The organism is Pseudomonas sp. MPB23 (genome assembly GCF_046605395.1).
Lineage (GTDB): Bacteria > Pseudomonadota > Gammaproteobacteria > Pseudomonadales > Pseudomonadaceae > Aquipseudomonas.
This window is the reverse complement of the sequence record NZ_CP176771.1, coordinates 4,456,360-4,472,431: the sequence shown is the minus strand read 5'-3', so window position 1 is coordinate 4,472,431 and position 16,072 is coordinate 4,456,360. Positions and strand designations below refer to the sequence as shown.

Sequence of the window (16,072 nt, the reverse complement as noted above, 5' to 3'; positions counted from 1 at the left end):
CGAATAATAAAGCTGTTGATAATCATTCTCGATAGTGTGACAGAAGGTTTCCCTGTGAAAAAGGCTTTGGGGAGAATTGCTTAACGGTTTTTTCACGTGCGCAAGGGGGGCGCTTGTCCACCCCTTGCTCAGTGTGTACGTCGCGGAGCCCGAATCTAGAACGACACCCTCACACCCAGCGTGCCTTCACGCCCGTTAACCGCATTGCTGTCCAGATTGCGGTTGTAGCTCACTTCGCCATACACGCTCACCCCGTTGGCCACCTGTAACGTGGCGCCCAGGTTGAGCTCTGCGGTGGTGGCTTTCTGCTCGGTGTCGATGCGCGTGGCATGGTTATAGATGACGCTGTTGTCGCCGTCCTTGGTGTGCCAGACGTTCGCCCGCACGTAGGGCTCGAAGGGCATGCCGCTGACGCTGTATTCACCGCGCAGGCGCACACCCAGGCGCGTGGTGACGCTGGTGTCGGCGTCGTACGAGACATCGGAAATGCCGTCGTTTTGTTTATCCAATCGGGTCTTGCCCACGATCAGTTGCGCCTGGGGTTCCACCACCCACTGATCGACCACGGGGAACGGCCAGCCGACTTCGGCGGAGGCCGTAACGTTGTGCCCGCGGGTGTTCATCTTCACGCCACGGTCCGACTCGTTGTTGCCATCGAAGCGGGTGCCCATCAATACCAGGTCCAAGTAAGCCTGGTTGGCGTCGATCAGCGTCAAGTAGCCCCCCAGGCTGTCACCGCGCAGGGTGGTTTTGCCGGCGTCGAGATCTTGCCAGCCACCGTTGAAGCCCTTGACGTTGCCTTTGAGCCTGCTGTGGCCGACAAAGAGCCCGGCGCGCAGGGTCTGGCCATTGTCGTTGGTGTCGACATAGACATCGCTGCCCACCTGGAAGCCCGTCACTGAACTGTCCAGCGTCGGGCTGACCGTCCCAGCGAAACTCTGGCGGCTGCTGCTGCCATACACGCGGCCCCAGCCCGCCGGGGCCGCGCCGGATTGCTGCTGGCGCTGATCCCCCAGGCGCTCGTGATAGGTGCCCAGCATGCCGCGCACGACCTGATCGGCCGCCGGAAACAACGCCGCGTAAATCGGCACCTCTTTACGGTAGATAGGGATCGGGGTGTCGCCGGGATTGGGTGGCAGCGGTGGATCTCCGGGAACCGGCGTGGGTAAGGGCACGATGATCACCGGGCCGGGCGGAACCACTGGGATGGTCGAGCGCAGGTAGTAGTTTTCTTCCGTACCGGCGGTGACGCCGCCCTTGAACAAACGATAGTCAAACGCGCCGGCCGACACCGGGCCCGCGAGGGAAAACGCGCTGCCACTGCCGGAGGCACCGTTGAGGGCCTGCACCACCTGGATGCCGTCCTGCAGAGTCGCCGCGCCGGCACCGCCGAGGTTGGTGACGCTGAGGGCGGTGGTGCCACTGAGGGTGCCCTGGCTGATGATCAGTTTGTCGCTGGGCGAACTGTCGTCGCCCAACACGCTTTGCAACGCGAACTGGCCGCCGGTGGCTGTGTAGTTGCCGTTGACCGTCAGGGTGTCGGTGGCGCTGGAACTGCCAGTGGTCATGTCGATCAAGCCGCGGTTGTCCAGGGTGGTCAGCAGGCCGGCGGTAAAGGGCGTGATGACGCCGGTGCTGACCAGTAAGGCACTGCTGCCAAAGATCGTCATGGTCCCGGTGCCCGTGCCGGTATCGCCCAGGGTGAAGGTGCCGCCGAGGCTCAGTTGCGAGTTGTTGTCCAGCCGTACGTTTTCCCAGTTCACGTAGCGCCCCGGCGTGCCGACCTGGGTGTTATCGAAGGTCAGCGTGTCGGTGCCGACGCCACCGTCCACCACGGGCGTGGGCGCGACAATGGCTTCGGTCAGGTTCTGCAACAGCGCGGTGTCGTTATCGCCGGCCAACAGCACGGCAGAATTGATCCGGCCGCCGCCGATCCAACTGAAGGCGTCATTACCGAAACTGGCCAGAATCTGCCCATTCACCGTACCGCCGCTGATGGTAATGATGTCTACGCCGCCGCTGGTGCTGATATTGCCGCCGATATAACTGGAGCCCGACACCAGGATGGTGTCGTCGCCAAAGCCGGTGACCAGATTGTTGACGATGGTGCCGCCGCGCATGTCGAACAGGTTGTTGTCGAGCTTCATGTCGACACGGCCGATGCTGCCGCCGCTCATCAGCGCCTCGTCGCCGTCCTCGAAGGCGCCGGTGATGGTGCCGCCGCTCATGGCGAAGATGTCGATGCCATCGCCTTGCGCCAGCGACGCGATGGTACCTGCGCTCATGGCGAACCTGTCGATGCCGTTGCCCTGGCTGATGCTGCCGGCTTGCCCGCCGCTGATTTGCACGACGTCGGTACCGGCGCCCTGCGTGACCGGGCCGTTGACCTGTCCTTGAAACAGCCGAAAGATATTCGCGCCATCGCCCATGTTGACCCCGCCTGCGCCGATCACGGCATCCGCGGTGTTCATCTCGATCAAGTCATTGCCGGCACCGTAGGTCACGCCCTGCACGCTGCCGTTGCCGGACGGGAAGATCAGGCTGTTGTTGCCTTGCAGGTCGACCAGGGTGCCTGCGGCGTCGCTGGTGCATTCGATCACGTCGTCGCCCGCGGTGATCGTCAACGGGCAGGCAGTTGCCCGCTCGGGCACGCACGCCAACCATGACGTTGCGGCAATCGCGGCGCTGAGGCAGGCCAAGGGGGGGAGTCGTGTGTTCATGATCCGTCCTCGTTCAACTCGGCCTGGCTCTCCCGGCACGGGGGAAACAGGCAGGGTTCAGACCATGACAACGACGAACGCGATACGGATCAGGGACAGCGGGTTACCTGAAGCTGAAAACATCGGCCAATGCAAAGGGTTGGCATGGCTTTCTCGACTGCACCTCAAGCTGTGCAGGGCTTTTTTGCACCTTAGTCGGCCCTCGACCAATGCGCTACTGTCAGAAATAACAGGTACAGACGAGTGGATACCTACACGAAGACGATCTCGTAAGGCTCGCGCATGCGCTCCAGCAGCACCTGGGCCAGCATCGGCGCCAGGCCGATCTGTGGGTCACCCGCCAACTGGCTGGCATAGGCATGGGCGGCGTGGAGTTTGCGCGCCACGCGCCAGGTGTCCAGGCGTACCTTGCGTGCCCGATGCCAGGGGATCATCGCGCCGTCGCGGGCGGGCCAATGCCAGGCCCAGATCGGCAGCTCATACAGCCGCGCACCCACCAGGCTGCAGGCCTTGGCGCTGGCGCGGCCGACGGTGTCGTGATCATCGTTGCCGTCGTTGCGCCAGGTGGAAAACACCACATCGCCCGGTTGCAGATAACGCGCGATGAATTGGCTCAATTGCGCTTCGCTGGCGGCCAGGGCGTCGTCGCAAAAGCCGCCGCGAATCCACTTCAGGCTGTGCAGGGGCATGCCCAGACGGCGCAACGCTTCGGCGCTTTCCTGGGGGCGTATCACGCTCAGGCGCCTGGCCGGCCAGACATCGGAGCCAGGGTGGCTTGCGCTGCCATCAGTGATGGAGATCAGTTGCAGCGGGTGCTCCAAGGTGCTGAGCGATTGCAATAAACCGCCACAGGCCAGCACTTCGTCGCCGGGGTGGGGCGCGACGATCACCACGCGCGCGCCTGGCGTGACCAGCGAGGTCGGGGAGATAGGCGGGATTTGCGCCAACTGTGGCGCGCTGTTCCAGATTTGGGCGGGGCCGCGACGACCGTCGCCTAACGACGCAAGCTTCATGGGTGACACATCCTTGTCGATTGATGCGGGGTCGTGCCCCGTTGTCGGGACGACGCGCGTTTATCCACCACAGACTCCGCCGTGATGGCTGCCTGGCCTTCCAACCCTGGATGACCAGCAAGGCGTTCTCAGCATAGACAAGGAATGCGCGCTTACCCGTTCTGTCGTGGGTTTTTTTACGTGGCGAGCATCAGGCGCTTCAAATAATCACCAAACCCACCCTGGGCACGGGACTCCAGGCGCGCGCTGGTGATGACCTGCGGGGCATGGCTCCAGGCGATGGAGGCGCCGCAGCGCTCGAGGTTGCGTACCAGTTGCACATCTTCATGACAGGCCAGCGGTTCGAACCCGCCGGATCGTACATAGGCGCCGGCACTGATCCCCAGGTTGGCGCCGTGGACATGCCGATGATTGTCGCGGGCCTGGTAGGCCTGGTGGTAGCGGATTTGTGCTGCCGGGTCGAAGCCTTCGCTCCAGGCATCCACGGTCACGGTGCCGCACACCACCTCGGTGCCCAGCGCCAGTTGCGCCACCAGCCAATCGGGGGCGACACGGCTGTCGGCATCGGTGCACGAGATCCAGCGGCTGCGCTGGTTGAGCAGGTGGCGTGCGCCCACGCCGCGTACGTGGCCGACATTGCGCGCCTGCACGTCCAGGCGCTGGATCGGGAAAGCCTCGGCAATCGCCGCACTGCCGTCACTGCAACTGTCGAGCACGGTCAGGATTTGCACCGGTTCGCCGGCCAACCCCGGATGGCTGGCGGCAACCAGCGCCGCTTCCAGGCAGTCGCCCAGCAATGCCTCTTCGTTATGCACCGGGATCAGAATGCCGATCATCGCAGGCCCTCGAGGCTGGCGACCGAGGCGCCTTCACGGCTCCACAGGTCAAGGAGGAAATCGGTCTCGTGGTGACTGGCCACCCGGTGCATGTTCAAGCGTTTATGCAGTGCGGCGTGCACCTGTTCGGCAGTCTGCGGGCAACCTTCGATGGCGGGGCGCCAATGGCAGGCCAGCACTTGACCATCGGCGCTCAGACAGGCGAGGGCGCGATCAATCACGCGGCGCAGGTCGTCGGCGTCGAGGTAATAGCACAGCTCGCTCAGGACAATCAGCTCGAACTGCCCCGTCGGCCATTGCTCGGGCACGCGGCTTTGCCGGACCTGGGCATGGGGAAACCCCAGCAAGCGCCCGCGCGCCAGGGCGACGGCGGCTGAGGCGGTGTCGCCACACACCAGACGATCGCAACGTGGCGCCAGTTCGGCACTCAGTTCGCCATTGGCGCAACCGGGTTCGAAGATCGAGGCGTAGCGGGGACGGGTCAGCATCGCCAGGGTCAGGGCGCGTTTGCGTCGCTCGTACCAGCGTTGGCGAAAGGCCCAGGGGTCGTCGCTATCGGCAAACAATCGGTCGAAATACGGGGTCGCCACACTCATAGGAATACCACTTCAAAAGGTTGCAACAGGCGCTCCACCACGTAGGGTGCCAGCACCGGGGGCAGGTCGATCTGTGGGTCGCCCTCCAGTTGGCTGGCAAACGCCTGGATAGCGTGACGCTTGCGGGCGATGGCTTCGCCGCTCAGCGGGATCTTGTGGGCGCGGTGCCACGGCACGCGGCTGTCCTCGGGGGCGGCCCAGTGCCAGGTCCAGACCGGCAATTCATACAGCGTCGCACCCACCGCGAGTGCCGCCTGGGCGCTGGCGCGGCCGACCGCCTCATGGTCGCAATGGCCGTCTTCACACCAGGTGGTGAACACCACGTCCGTGGGGTTGAGGTGCTGCCGGATAAACCCGACCAACTCGTCCTCCCTGGCCGCCACCTGACTGTCGGCGAAACCGGCCCGCAGCCATTGCAGGCTGTGCAGCGACAAGCCCAGGCGTTGCAGGGCCTGGGCCGATTCCTGAGGGCGGACCCCGCGCAAGCGCTCCACCGGCCAGCGGCTTGAGCCTGGGTGGCTGGCGCTGCCGTCGGTGACGGAAATCAGTTGCACGGGCCGGCCCAATGCCGCCAACCCTTGCAGCAGGCCGCCGCAGCCGAGCACTTCGTCATCCGGATGGGGGGCAATGATCACCGCGCGGTGGCCCTCGGGGACCAAGGTGTCGACGCTGATCAGCGGCAGCCCGGCCATCTGCGATGACGCTTGCCAGCGATGCAGCGGCGTCCCCTGGCCCACGATCGGATTGGCTTTCATAAGTCCCACCTGCCTGTGGGCGCGCCGGCGATCTGTTCGCCGAGGGCGGCCAGATCGCGTTCGGCATGACTCTGGCGCATGTACACCGGCAGGTCGGCGATCAACTGGGCGAAATGCGGGTCCTTGCAATAAGGCCCCGCGCCCACGGCGCGGCCGACGTGGCGCATCACCTGCTCCACCGTGTCTTCGATAGAGGCGCGGGCTTGCTGAGCCAATTGGCGGGCGTCGGCTTGGGGCTCGCGGTCGACCTGTTCCGCGCTGGCCCGCAACACGCAGGCGGCACTGTTCAAGGCGCTGTCGACGGCACCGAGGTGGGCGAAGGCATGGGGGTCGGTGTGTCTGCGGCAGTGCTCGCGCAGCACTTCGGCCAGGCGTTGCGCGGCGCCATACCAGCAGGCGGCGATGCCAATGCCGCCTTGCCAGAACCCAGGACGGGCCAGGTAGTCACCGGGGCTGCCAACGGCAATGCCCACGGCACCGTCGAACAGCACCTCGACGCTGCCCGTGGCGGCCATGCCCAGCGCATTCCACCCCTCATCGGTCACGGTGACGTGCGGCTGATCCATCTGCACCGCCACCAATTGTTGCTGGCCCTGTTCATCCCAGGCCGTCAACAGCCCATGACTGACCACCGCCGCGCCGGAACACCAGGCCTTGCGGCCCTCCAACCGCAGGCGATGGCCCTCCCGATATACCCGCACTTTGGCATTCGGTGGCTCCGCCGCCCACATGCCCCAAGTGCTGCCCAGGGGCGGCAGCGGGGCATCGAGTTCGGCGATGATCGCCAAGGCGTCGGTGTGGCCTTCGAATAATTTGCACAAGCGCAAGTCATGGCCGGCGACTTGTGCCAGGCCACTCCAGCGCACCAGTGTCTGACCGCTGCCGGGCAGCGGCAGTTGGTCCAGCCCTTGTGCCTGAAGTGCCTTCAGTGCATCGCCCAGGGCCTGCGTGTCCGCATAGCCTGGGTAGCCTTGAAGGAATCCATGCAGTGCCATGTCACACCTCGTCGTCTCGCTGCAGTTCGAACAGCAACAGTGAGCGGCCGGTTACGGCGTACTCGTGATCGAACTCGAACCGTTCCTGGCCACGCACCGCCGTGTCATTGGTGTCGAGCATGCAGGTCCAGAACTCGCCCTGAGGAACCGGCGGCAGGCGGAAGTTGACCATGTCGTGGTGCGCGTTCACCACCAGCAACAAGGTCGCATCGGCGCCGGCGCGGCGAATCCCGGTCTCCTGGGCGCGGCCATCCATGAGCATGCCCAGGCAACGGCCATGGCTGTCTTCCCACTGCTCGGTGGTCATCTCGTTGCCATCCGGCGACAGCCAGGTGACGTCCTTCACGCCGATGTCTTCGTTGTAGTCGCCCACCAGGAAACGTCCACGACGCAGGATCGGATAGGCCATGCGCAGCTTGATCAAGCGCTTTACAAACTTGAGCAGCGCCTTGCCGTCGTCATCCAGCTCCCAGTTGATCCAGCCGATCTCGCTGTCCTGGCAGTAAGCATTGTTGTTGCCGTGCTGAGTGCGCGCGAACTCGTCGCCGGCCACGATCATCGGCGTGCCCTGGGCCAGCAGCAGCGTGGCGAAGAAGTTGCGCATCTGGCGCAGGCGCAGCGCATTGATTTCCGGGTCGTCGGTGGGGCCTTCGACACCGTGGTTCCACGACAGGTTGTTGTTGCTGCCGTCCTGGTTGTTCTCGTCGTTGTCTTCGTTGTGCTTGTCGTTGTACGACACCAGGTCGTGCAGGGTGAACCCGTCGTGGGCGGTGATGAAGTTCATCGAGCTGTAGGGACGACGGCCACGGTGGTTGAACATCTCGCCCGAGGCGGTCATGCGCCCGGCGAAGTCCGCCAGTTGCCCGTCGTCGCCTTTCCAGAAAGCGCGCACGGTGTCGCGGAAGCGGTCGTTCCATTCCACCCAGCCCGGCGGGAAATTGCCCACCTGATAGCCGCCCGGGCCGCAGTCCCAGGGTTCGGCGATCAGTTTGAGCTGGCGCAGTACCGGGTCCTGGCGACAGGCAACGAGGAAGCTGTGGCGCTCATCGAACCCGTCGCGGTAGCGCCCGAGGATGGTTGCCAGGTCGAAGCGGAAACCGTCGACATGCATCTCGGTCGCCCAGTAACGCAGGGAGTCGGTGACCATTTGCAGCACGCACGGATGGCTCAGGTCCAGGGTGTTGCCGGTGCCGGAATCGTTGATATAGAAGCGTTTGTCGTCGGGCATCAGCCGGTAGTACGAGGCGTTGTCGATCCCGCGCATGGACAGGGTCGGGCCGCGCTCGTTGCCTTCGGCGGTGTGGTTGTAGACCACGTCGAGGATCACTTCGAGTTTCTGCTCGTGCAGGTGCGCGACCATCTCCTTGAACTCGGCGATCTTGCCGCTGGCCAGGTAGCGCGGGTCGGGGGCGAAAAACGCGATGCTGTTGTAGCCCCAGTAGTTGGTCATGCCTTTTTCCAGCAGATGCTGGTCGTTGACAAAGGCGTGTACCGGCAGCAGCTCCACCGAAGAAATGCCCAACTGGCGGATGTGCTTGAGCACATCGTCTTCCATCAGGCCGGCACAGGTGCCGCGCACCGCTTCGCTGACCGAAGGGTGGCGCATGCTGAAGCCGCGCAAGTGGGTTTCATAGATGATCGTGCGGTCCCACGGCACCCGTACCGGTTGGTCGTTGCCCCAGGTGTGCGCCGGGTCGATGACCTTGCACTTGGGCACGAACGGCGCGCTGTCGCGCTCGTCGAAACTGAGGTCGTCGTCGGGGTGGCCGATGGTGTAGCCGAACAGTGCCTCCGACCATTTGAGTTCGCCCACCAATTGTTTGGCGTAGGGGTCGATCAGCAGCTTGTTGTGGTTGAAGCGGTGGCCATTGGCGGGGTCGTATGCACCGTACACGCGGTAGCCGTAAATCAGCCCGGGATGGGCGTCGGGCAAGTAACCGTGGAAGATTTCATCGGTGTATTCGGGCAGTTCGATGCGTTCGAGTTCCACTTCGCCGGCGGCGTCGAACAGGCACAATTCCACTTTGGTGGCGTTGGCCGAGAACAGCGCGAAGTTGACGCCCAGGCCATCCCAGGTGGCGCCAAGGGGGAAGGGCAAACCTTCACGAATCCGCGACGGCTCAGCGGCCGGCGTCGAAGGGGTTTTATGGGGTTTGCTCATTGAGTTGCTCCTGCAAGGGTCTTTTTTCGGGCCGAGCACGGCCACGCCGACGCACCTTCAGCTGACGGTGTGGACACGTGAAATCACCCCTTGCCGGCAGTGCCGGCAAGGGGCAGGGGTCAAGGCTTGGGCTTTTTCGGTGCTGCCGGTTTTTTCGCCGCTGCAGGCGCGGGCTTGCTGGCGGCCGGTGCGGCGGGCTTGGCCTTTGCCGCAGGCTTGGGTGGGGTTTTGGGTTTGGCGGCGGGCTTGGGCTTGCTCGGCGTCAGCGCTTCGGCTTCGGCCAGCTTGCGCGCCATCTCCCAGTGACGCGCATCTTCACCATGGGGCTTGCCTTCAGATTCCCAGATCTGATGCGCTAATTCGCGAATGCGTTTGTCTTCAGTACTCATCACAATGCTCCTCACAGAGAATTTCAGCTTGCTTGATCATCAGGATTGATAAAGACATTGACCGGGAAATCCCCCAGCGCAGTGCTGATCAACAGCTCCTTGTCTGGTGTGACTGCGCGTGTATGAAAAAGTCCCTTCCAGTTTTGACTTGGCGCGGCAAACGGTAATTTGACCCGTGTATCGCCCCAAACCTGCGCATTGATCTGCGGATGCACACCGTTTTCAAGCAACGGATAAGGCCAGCGCGGCACCACCACCAGTAGCTGTTTGCCCTGGTATTCGCGGCAGAACGCGACCACCCGTTCGGCGTGTTGGCCGATCACTTCCAGCGGTGTGTAGCGACCGCTGCGGAACAGCTCAGGCTGGGCCTTGCGCAAGGCCAGTACCTGAGCGATCAACGTTTGTTTGATACGCCCGTCTCGCCAGTTGAACAACAGTTCACCGATATCCGGCGGGGTATTCAGCGCCTGTTGCCGTGCATTGAAATCCACCGGACGACGGTTGTCCGGGTCTACCAGGCTGAAGTCCCAGAACTCATCGCCCTGGTACAGGTCCGGCACACCCGGCACGGTCATGCGAAGCAAGGACTGCGCCAGCCCATTGAGCGCGCCGGCCGGGGCGATCACTTGGGCGGCGGCAGCGATGGCCGTTCGCAACGGGCGTCCTGCATCGCTGAGCAACAGGCGTGACAGAAACGCTTCGACCCCTTGTTCATAAGCCTCGTTAGGCGCGCTCCAACTGCTGTGCAACTTGGCTTCGCGCAGGGCCTTTTGTTGCCACTGCCACAGGCGTTGCTGATAGGCGTCGAAGTCGGCGTCCTGGTCCAGCGGCCAACTGCCCAGCAACACTTGATAGAGGATCAGTTCATCGCCCGCCGACGGCGCGTTGGCATCGTTGCGCAACGGTGCGGCCAGGCTGCGCCAGTGCTCGACCTGTTCGACGTACCACGGCGCGCATTCGCTGAGCACCGCCAGGCGCGCGCGGGTGTCTTCGCCGCGCTTGTGGTCGTGGGTGGCGGTGGCCAGCAGGTTATCCGGGAAGGTCTGCAAGCGGTGCTGGTTGACCTGGTGAAACTCGGCCAGCGGCGCACTGAACTGCTCGGTACTGAAGCCCACGTCGTTGCGCGACAGCAGCACCGCCGAGCGATAGAACGCGGTGTCTTCCACCGCTTTGGCGGCGGCGGGTGAGGTCAATTGTTGGAAGCGTACGCAGGCATGCTTGAGGATCTTGCGCTCGCGGCCCACCGGGCGATTGCGCCAGGGTTGGCCGCCGAGCCATTTTTCCAGGTGCTCGAGCACCGGCCAGTCGCCTTCGCTCAGGGTGCCGCGGGCGCCGTCCATGGCGTGTTGGAATACCTTGTCGTCGGCGGCGCTGCGGCCCCAGGCGCTGATATAGGTGCGGTACACCGGGAAATGCACGATCAGTTCCTGCAACGCGCGGCGGATCGCGCCGAGGGTCAGGTCGCGGGTCATCACATCGTCGCGGGCCACTTGCAGCAGGGCCTGGGCCACGCTTTCGAAATCCCCGCCGAGGGAGCCATTGAGGATTTGCTGGCGGGCCAGCCGGGCTTCCTCGATAAAGGCCGAGGGCCGTTCGCTGTGACGCGTCCACAACTCGGCCAGCGGTTCGAAGCCCGCCGGATCGTGTTGCAGCAGTGACACTTGGTTCATGAATTCGTAGCCGGTGGTGCCGTCCACTTGCCAGTCTTCGCGCAGGGTTTCGCCGTCGCCGAGGATCTTTTCCACGAAGATCGGCAGGTGCCGCCCGGGCGCCAGCGAGTCCACGCGACGGCGCAGCTTGCGACAGTAACCGCGTGGATCGGCGAGGCCGTCGATGTGGTCGATGCGCAGGCCATCCACCAGGCCTTCGCGGATCAACTCGAAGATCTTGCCGTGGGTGGCTTCGAACACTGCGGTGCGTTCGACGCGCAGGCCGCCGAGGTCGTTGACATCGAAAAAGCGCCGCCAGTTGATATCGTCCGCCGCCGTGCGCCAACTGGCCAGGCGGTAAGCCTGTTGCTCGAGTAACTGATGCAGGCGCTGGAAACCCTCGGGCGTTCGTCCGTCGAACTCGGCGAGTCGCTGCTCGATGGCGTGCAGTACCTCGCCTTTGGTGGCGCGCTCGGCGAGGGCGTGCTTGAGCCAGGCAGCCTCGGCATAGGCATCGTCATGATAGGCGAGGGCGCCGAAGCTGTCGGCCAGGGGTTTGAGCGGTCCGTCGTTGCCGAGGATCGCCGCATAATCCCGTGGGCAGATCGGGAAGTGGTGTTCATAGTGCTCGACATGAAACGCCCCGTGCGCCGCATCGAAATGCAGGGTCAGGGTGCCGCTCTGCAACGCTTCGCCGTAGTCGCTGCCGAGGAAGGGCATGAGCAATTGGCCCTTGAGCAGCGGGTCGGGCGAGTGCCACTGGATATCGAAGAATTCGCTGTAGGCACTCAGGCGGCCCCATTCCAGCAGGTCCAGCCACCAGGGATTGTCGGCACCGCCCACGGCCATATGGTTGGAGACGATATCGAGGATCAGCCCCATCTGGTGTTCACGCAAGGCTGCGACCAGGCGGCGCAGGGCGGGTTCACCGCCCAGTTCCGGGTTGACGCGGGTCGGGTCGACCACGTCGTAGCCGTGCATCGACCCCGCGCGCGCGCTGAGCAGCGGCGAGGCGTACAGGTGGCTGATGCCCAGTTGGGCAAAGTAAGGCACCCACGGCACCGCATCGTCGAGGGTAAAACCCTTATGGAATTGCAGGCGCTGGGTCGCACGCAGGGCCGGTGCATTCATCGGTCACGCTCATGGGCTTGGTTGCGCGCGACGGCGAGGAGTTCGAGACGGCGGGCGGCGCCGGCATTGTCGAGCAGGCTGGCGGCCTCGCCCGGCAGGCGGCGGCGCCAGTTGGGATGGGTGTCGGTGGTGCCGGGCAGGTTGGCCTGTTCTTCCAGGCCCAGGGCATCTTCCAGCGGCAGCAACACCAACGGCGCGCGGGTGTGCCCCAGGTAGCGCACGCTGGCGTCGATCATGTGGTCGGTTTCGTTGCGGATCTCATCGACGAAGTTCTGTGGGTCCTGGCTCAAGGCCTGGCGCAGCGCCTGGCGTTCGCGCAGGCGATGCTCGCTCCATTGCTCCAGGGTGGGCGCGTCGATCAAGCCGAGTTGGACGTTCCATTCGATATCGCGGCTGTGCCACCAGCCATTGAGGGTCGGCAAGTCGTGGGTGCTGGTGGTGGCCAGCGCGTTGTCGGGCCAGTCGAGGATCGGCTTGAACTGGCCATCGTGGCCTTGTTCAAACAACAACACACGCATGCCCAGGATCGAACGGGCGATCAGCTTTTCGCGCAGCCCGTCGGGTACGGTGCCCAGGTCTTCGCCGAGCACGATGGCCTGGTGACGGTGGGACTCGAGGGCGAGCAGGCGCAGCAGGTCGTCCACCGGGTAATACAGGTAGGCGCCTTCCTGGGGAGACGCATCCATGGGGATCACCCACAGGCGTTGCAGGCCCATCACGTGGTCGATGCGCAAACCGCCGGCGTGGGCGAAGTTGGCGCGCAGCATCTCGATGAATGCGCGGAAGCCGTTGCGCTTGAGGCCTTCGGGAGAAAATGCGGAAATCCCCCAGCCCTGGCCCGCGCGGTTGAGGATGTCCGGCGGCGCGCCGACGGTGAGGTTGGCCAGCAGTTCATCCTGGCGACTCCAGGCCTGGCTGCCGCCGCCGTCAGCGCCTACCGCCAGGTCGGCGATCAGGCCGATGCCCATGCCGCTGCCGCGCGCGGCCTGTTGTGCGCGTTCCAGGCAGCGGGCGATCAGCCATTGGCCGAAGGCATAAAAGCCGATCTCGGTGTGGTTGGCTTCGGCGAATTCCACCAGCGCCGGACTCTGCGGGGAGCGCCAGGCTTCGGGCCAATGACGCCAGTCGAGGTCCAGGCCTTCGGCCGCCCGCAATGCTTGCACGGCTTCGAAGCGGCAGTGGTTCTCCAGGGCTTCGCCGCCGGCCTGGCGGAAGCTCAGGAAGTCGGCATGTTGCGGATGATGACCGTGGCGGAAGTCCTCATACAGCGCGCGCAACAGACGTTGCTTGGCCTTGGCCGCGGCGGGCCAATCGATCAGGCTGAGCTGTTCCAGCGTGTGCAACTCATCCGCCAGGCCGAGGGCTTCAATGGCATTGCGCACTTCGCGCTCACCCAGGATGCAGGCGGGCGAGGCATACAGGCTGTTGAGGAACAGCCGACTGGAGGGCGAGTATGGGCTGTAGCGCTCGGTGTCGGCGCTGAACATCGCGTGCATCGGGCTGATCGCCAAGGCGTCGGCGCCGCGTTCGGCGGCGGAGCGGGCCAGGTGTTCGAGGGCCAGGGTGTCGCCAAAACCGCCATCGCCGAGGCGCCGCAGCGAATACAGCTGGGCACTCAGGCCCCAGGCGCGGGCTGGCTGGCTATCCACCGCTTCGGCGACGCTGTAGCAATGGGTGGGGGCGACGGCCAGTGTGAACGCCTGGCCGCTGATATGCACCTGGTGGTAACCCAGGGCGATCACGGCGGGCAGCACGGCGTGGCCATCGAGGCGCAGTTCCAGGGTTTCGCCGTTTTCCAGGTTGACCCGGCACGGGGTGTCGGGCTCGAAGTGGCGCGACAGGTCGAGGCCTTCGCCACTGTTGACGGTCATCAGGGGCGGCAGGTGTTTGTCCTGTTGCACGAGTTCCAGTTGCAGCAGGCTGGCGTCGATGTCGGCATCGGTGTCGGCCGGGTGACCGAGGCCTTTGAGGACGGCGCGCAGGGCATCGGGTTTGACACGTTGCGGGCGTCCGTTTGCATCGATCCAATCGACGGACAGGCCCGCTCGGCTGGCGAGGAGTTCCAGGTTCGCTTCGCTCAAGGGTGTTCTCCAACAGGGAATAGGGTGACGCGTGCGCTATGCGGCGGCAACTGTGTGCCGTTCCGGGCAGGCGTTTGGAACAGGATGTGCGCGCCCGCCGGGTGTTCCAGGGCGGTGGCGCTGAGGTTCAGGTCGATCTGCAACACGCTGCCGTCTCCCAATCGCCAGCGCGCACTGACGGCACCGTCGGCCAGCACCTGCGCGCCCAACGCCATGCTGCCGGGCAAGTGCGGCACGATATGCCGGTGACGCAGGCTGAGCAGTTGCTGGTAAAACCGGGTGTGTTCGTTGTCGGCCAACGTCGGCGTCGAGTGCACGAAGGTGCTCAGGGCGTTGGGGTCGGGGATGCGTTCGCGGCGCACGGGGTCGTGGAACGCGGCGAAATCGGCGAACTCATTGCGTCGCCCTTCACGCACCGCCTGGGCGAGTTCGCCGTGGTGGTCGGTGAAGAACAGGAACGGCTCGCGGGCATTGACTTCATCGCCCATGAACATCAGCGGGATCATCGGCGATAGCAGCAGCAGGGTGGTCGCAGCCTGGAGCGCCTGGGGCGAGCAGAGCTGGTGCAGGCGTTCGCCCAGGGCGCGGTTGCCGATCTGGTCGTGGTTCTGCAGGAAGGCCACGAACGCCGTGGGGGGCAAATCCCCGCTTGGCTCACCGCGCGCATGGCCGTGGCGCGTGGTGTGGCCCTGGTAGATAAAGCCTTCGCCCAGGCAGCGCGCGAGTTTAGCCGTTGGCTCCTCGGCAAAGTCACGGTAATAGGCGTCGGTTTCGCCGGTGAGCAGGACGTGCAGCACGTTATGGAAGTCATCGTTCCATTGCGCATCGAAGTCGTGCTTGAGCAGGTTGGCCTGGTTGAGTTCGTTTTCCAGCACCAGCCACACATGCCGGTCGGTGTTCACTTGCTCACGCACGCGGTGGGCCAGTTCCTGCAGGAAGCCGGGGTTGTCGATGGCGTGCACCGCGTCCAGGCGCAGGCCGTCGAAGCGGTACTCCAGCAGCCACATCAGCGCGTTATCGAGAAAGAAGTCCCGCACTTCGCGGCGGTCGAAGTCGATACCGGCGCCCCACGGCGTGTGCACGTCTTCGTGGAAGAAGCCCTTGGCGTACTGGCCCAGGTAATTGCCGTCGGGCCCGAAGTGGTTGTAGACCACGTCAAGAATGACCGCGAGGCCGTGTTCATGGGCGCTGTCGATCAGGTGCTTGAGCTGTTCGGGCGAGCCATAGGTGGATTGCGGTGCGTAGGGCAGCACGCCGTCGTAGCCCCAATTGCGCTCGCCGGGAAATTGCGCCAGCGGCATCAACTCGATCGCAGTGACGCCCAGCTCGGCCAGGCGGGGGAAGTGTTTCTCGACGTCGGCATAGCCGCCCATGGCGCCGACGTGCAGTTCATAGATAACGGCTTCGTGCCACGGGCGACCTTGCCAGTGGCTGTGGCGCCAGGGGTAGGCGAGCGGGTCGACGACCTGGCTCCAACCATGCACGTCCGAGGCCTGGGCCCTGGACGCCGGGTCGGGTACATCCATTTCTCCATCGATGTTGTAGCGGTAACGTGTGCCCGCCGGGCATTTCACTTGGGCTTCGAACCAGCCTTCTGCCTGGGGCAGCATGGCAATGGATCGGCCGTCTTCCAATTCAACGCTGACATAAAACGCGTCTGGCGCCCACAAGGCAAAACGCGTGTGTTGTGCGTCCAGCATGATTGCGCCGTGGGGCCAGGTTTCCAGAGTCCGTAACGGCATCTAT

Annotated in this window: 11 protein-coding genes; all 11 read right to left on the bottom strand. The window is 64.4% G+C overall.

The genetic code is table 11. The features are described from left to right. Positions 1–155 precede the first annotated feature (155 nt). Positions 156–2,720 carry an autotransporter outer membrane beta-barrel domain-containing protein gene (locus tag ACLH0J_RS20160; protein WP_411388696.1) on the bottom strand — a complete coding sequence of 855 codons (2,565 nt, stop codon included), beginning with the start codon at positions 2,718–2,720 and terminating at the stop codon, positions 156–158. Positions 2,721–2,971: 251 nt separating this feature from the next. Then, complete coding sequence (locus ACLH0J_RS20155; RefSeq protein ID WP_411388695.1) at positions 2,972–3,733, bottom strand: PIG-L deacetylase family protein; 762 nt, start codon at positions 3,731–3,733, stop codon at positions 2,972–2,974. A 176-nt stretch (positions 3,734–3,909) separates the two neighbouring features. After that, positions 3,910–4,569: a glycosyltransferase gene (locus ACLH0J_RS20150; protein ID WP_411388694.1), complete on the bottom strand. Its 660-nt coding sequence runs from the start codon at positions 4,567–4,569 to the stop codon at positions 3,910–3,912. After that, a complete protein-coding gene (locus ACLH0J_RS20145; protein WP_411388693.1) occupies positions 4,566–5,165 on the bottom strand; it encodes an SAM-dependent methyltransferase in 600 nt (199 codons plus the stop codon). Before ACLH0J_RS20145 ends, ACLH0J_RS20150 begins: the two co-directional genes overlap by 4 nt. Beyond that, positions 5,162–5,920: a PIG-L deacetylase family protein gene (locus ACLH0J_RS20140; RefSeq protein ID WP_411388692.1), complete on the bottom strand. Its 759-nt coding sequence runs from the start codon at positions 5,918–5,920 to the stop codon at positions 5,162–5,164. Before ACLH0J_RS20140 ends, ACLH0J_RS20145 begins: the two co-directional genes overlap by 4 nt. Further along, positions 5,917–6,915, bottom strand: coding sequence for an acyl-CoA dehydrogenase (locus ACLH0J_RS20135; RefSeq protein ID WP_411388691.1), 999 nt, complete (start codon positions 6,913–6,915; stop codon positions 5,917–5,919). The genes ACLH0J_RS20140 and ACLH0J_RS20135 overlap by 4 nt, the downstream gene beginning before the upstream one ends. A 1-nt stretch (position 6,916) precedes the next feature. Then, positions 6,917–9,076, bottom strand: a complete 2,160-nt coding sequence (gene glgX / locus ACLH0J_RS20130) for a glycogen debranching protein GlgX (protein ID WP_411388690.1) — start codon at positions 9,074–9,076, stop codon at positions 6,917–6,919. Positions 9,077–9,195: 119 nt separating this feature from the next. After that, positions 9,196–9,465 carry a DUF2934 domain-containing protein gene (locus ACLH0J_RS20125; RefSeq protein WP_321143942.1) on the bottom strand — a complete coding sequence of 90 codons (270 nt, stop codon included), beginning with the start codon at positions 9,463–9,465 and terminating at the stop codon, positions 9,196–9,198. A 23-nt stretch (positions 9,466–9,488) separates the two neighbouring features. Then, on the bottom strand, positions 9,489–12,245 hold the full coding sequence (locus tag ACLH0J_RS20120) for a malto-oligosyltrehalose synthase (protein WP_411388689.1): 2,757 nt from the start codon (positions 12,243–12,245) through the stop codon (positions 9,489–9,491). Then, the gene (gene malQ / locus ACLH0J_RS20115) at positions 12,242–14,326 is read right to left on the bottom strand and encodes a 4-alpha-glucanotransferase (RefSeq protein ID WP_411388688.1); all 2,085 of its coding nucleotides are present in this window, start codon (positions 14,324–14,326) and stop codon (positions 12,242–12,244) included. Before malQ ends, ACLH0J_RS20120 begins: the two co-directional genes overlap by 4 nt. Beyond that, positions 14,323–16,068, bottom strand: coding sequence for a malto-oligosyltrehalose trehalohydrolase (gene treZ / locus ACLH0J_RS20110; protein ID WP_411388687.1), 1,746 nt, complete (start codon positions 16,066–16,068; stop codon positions 14,323–14,325). Before treZ ends, malQ begins: the two co-directional genes overlap by 4 nt. Positions 16,069–16,072 lie beyond the last annotated feature (4 nt).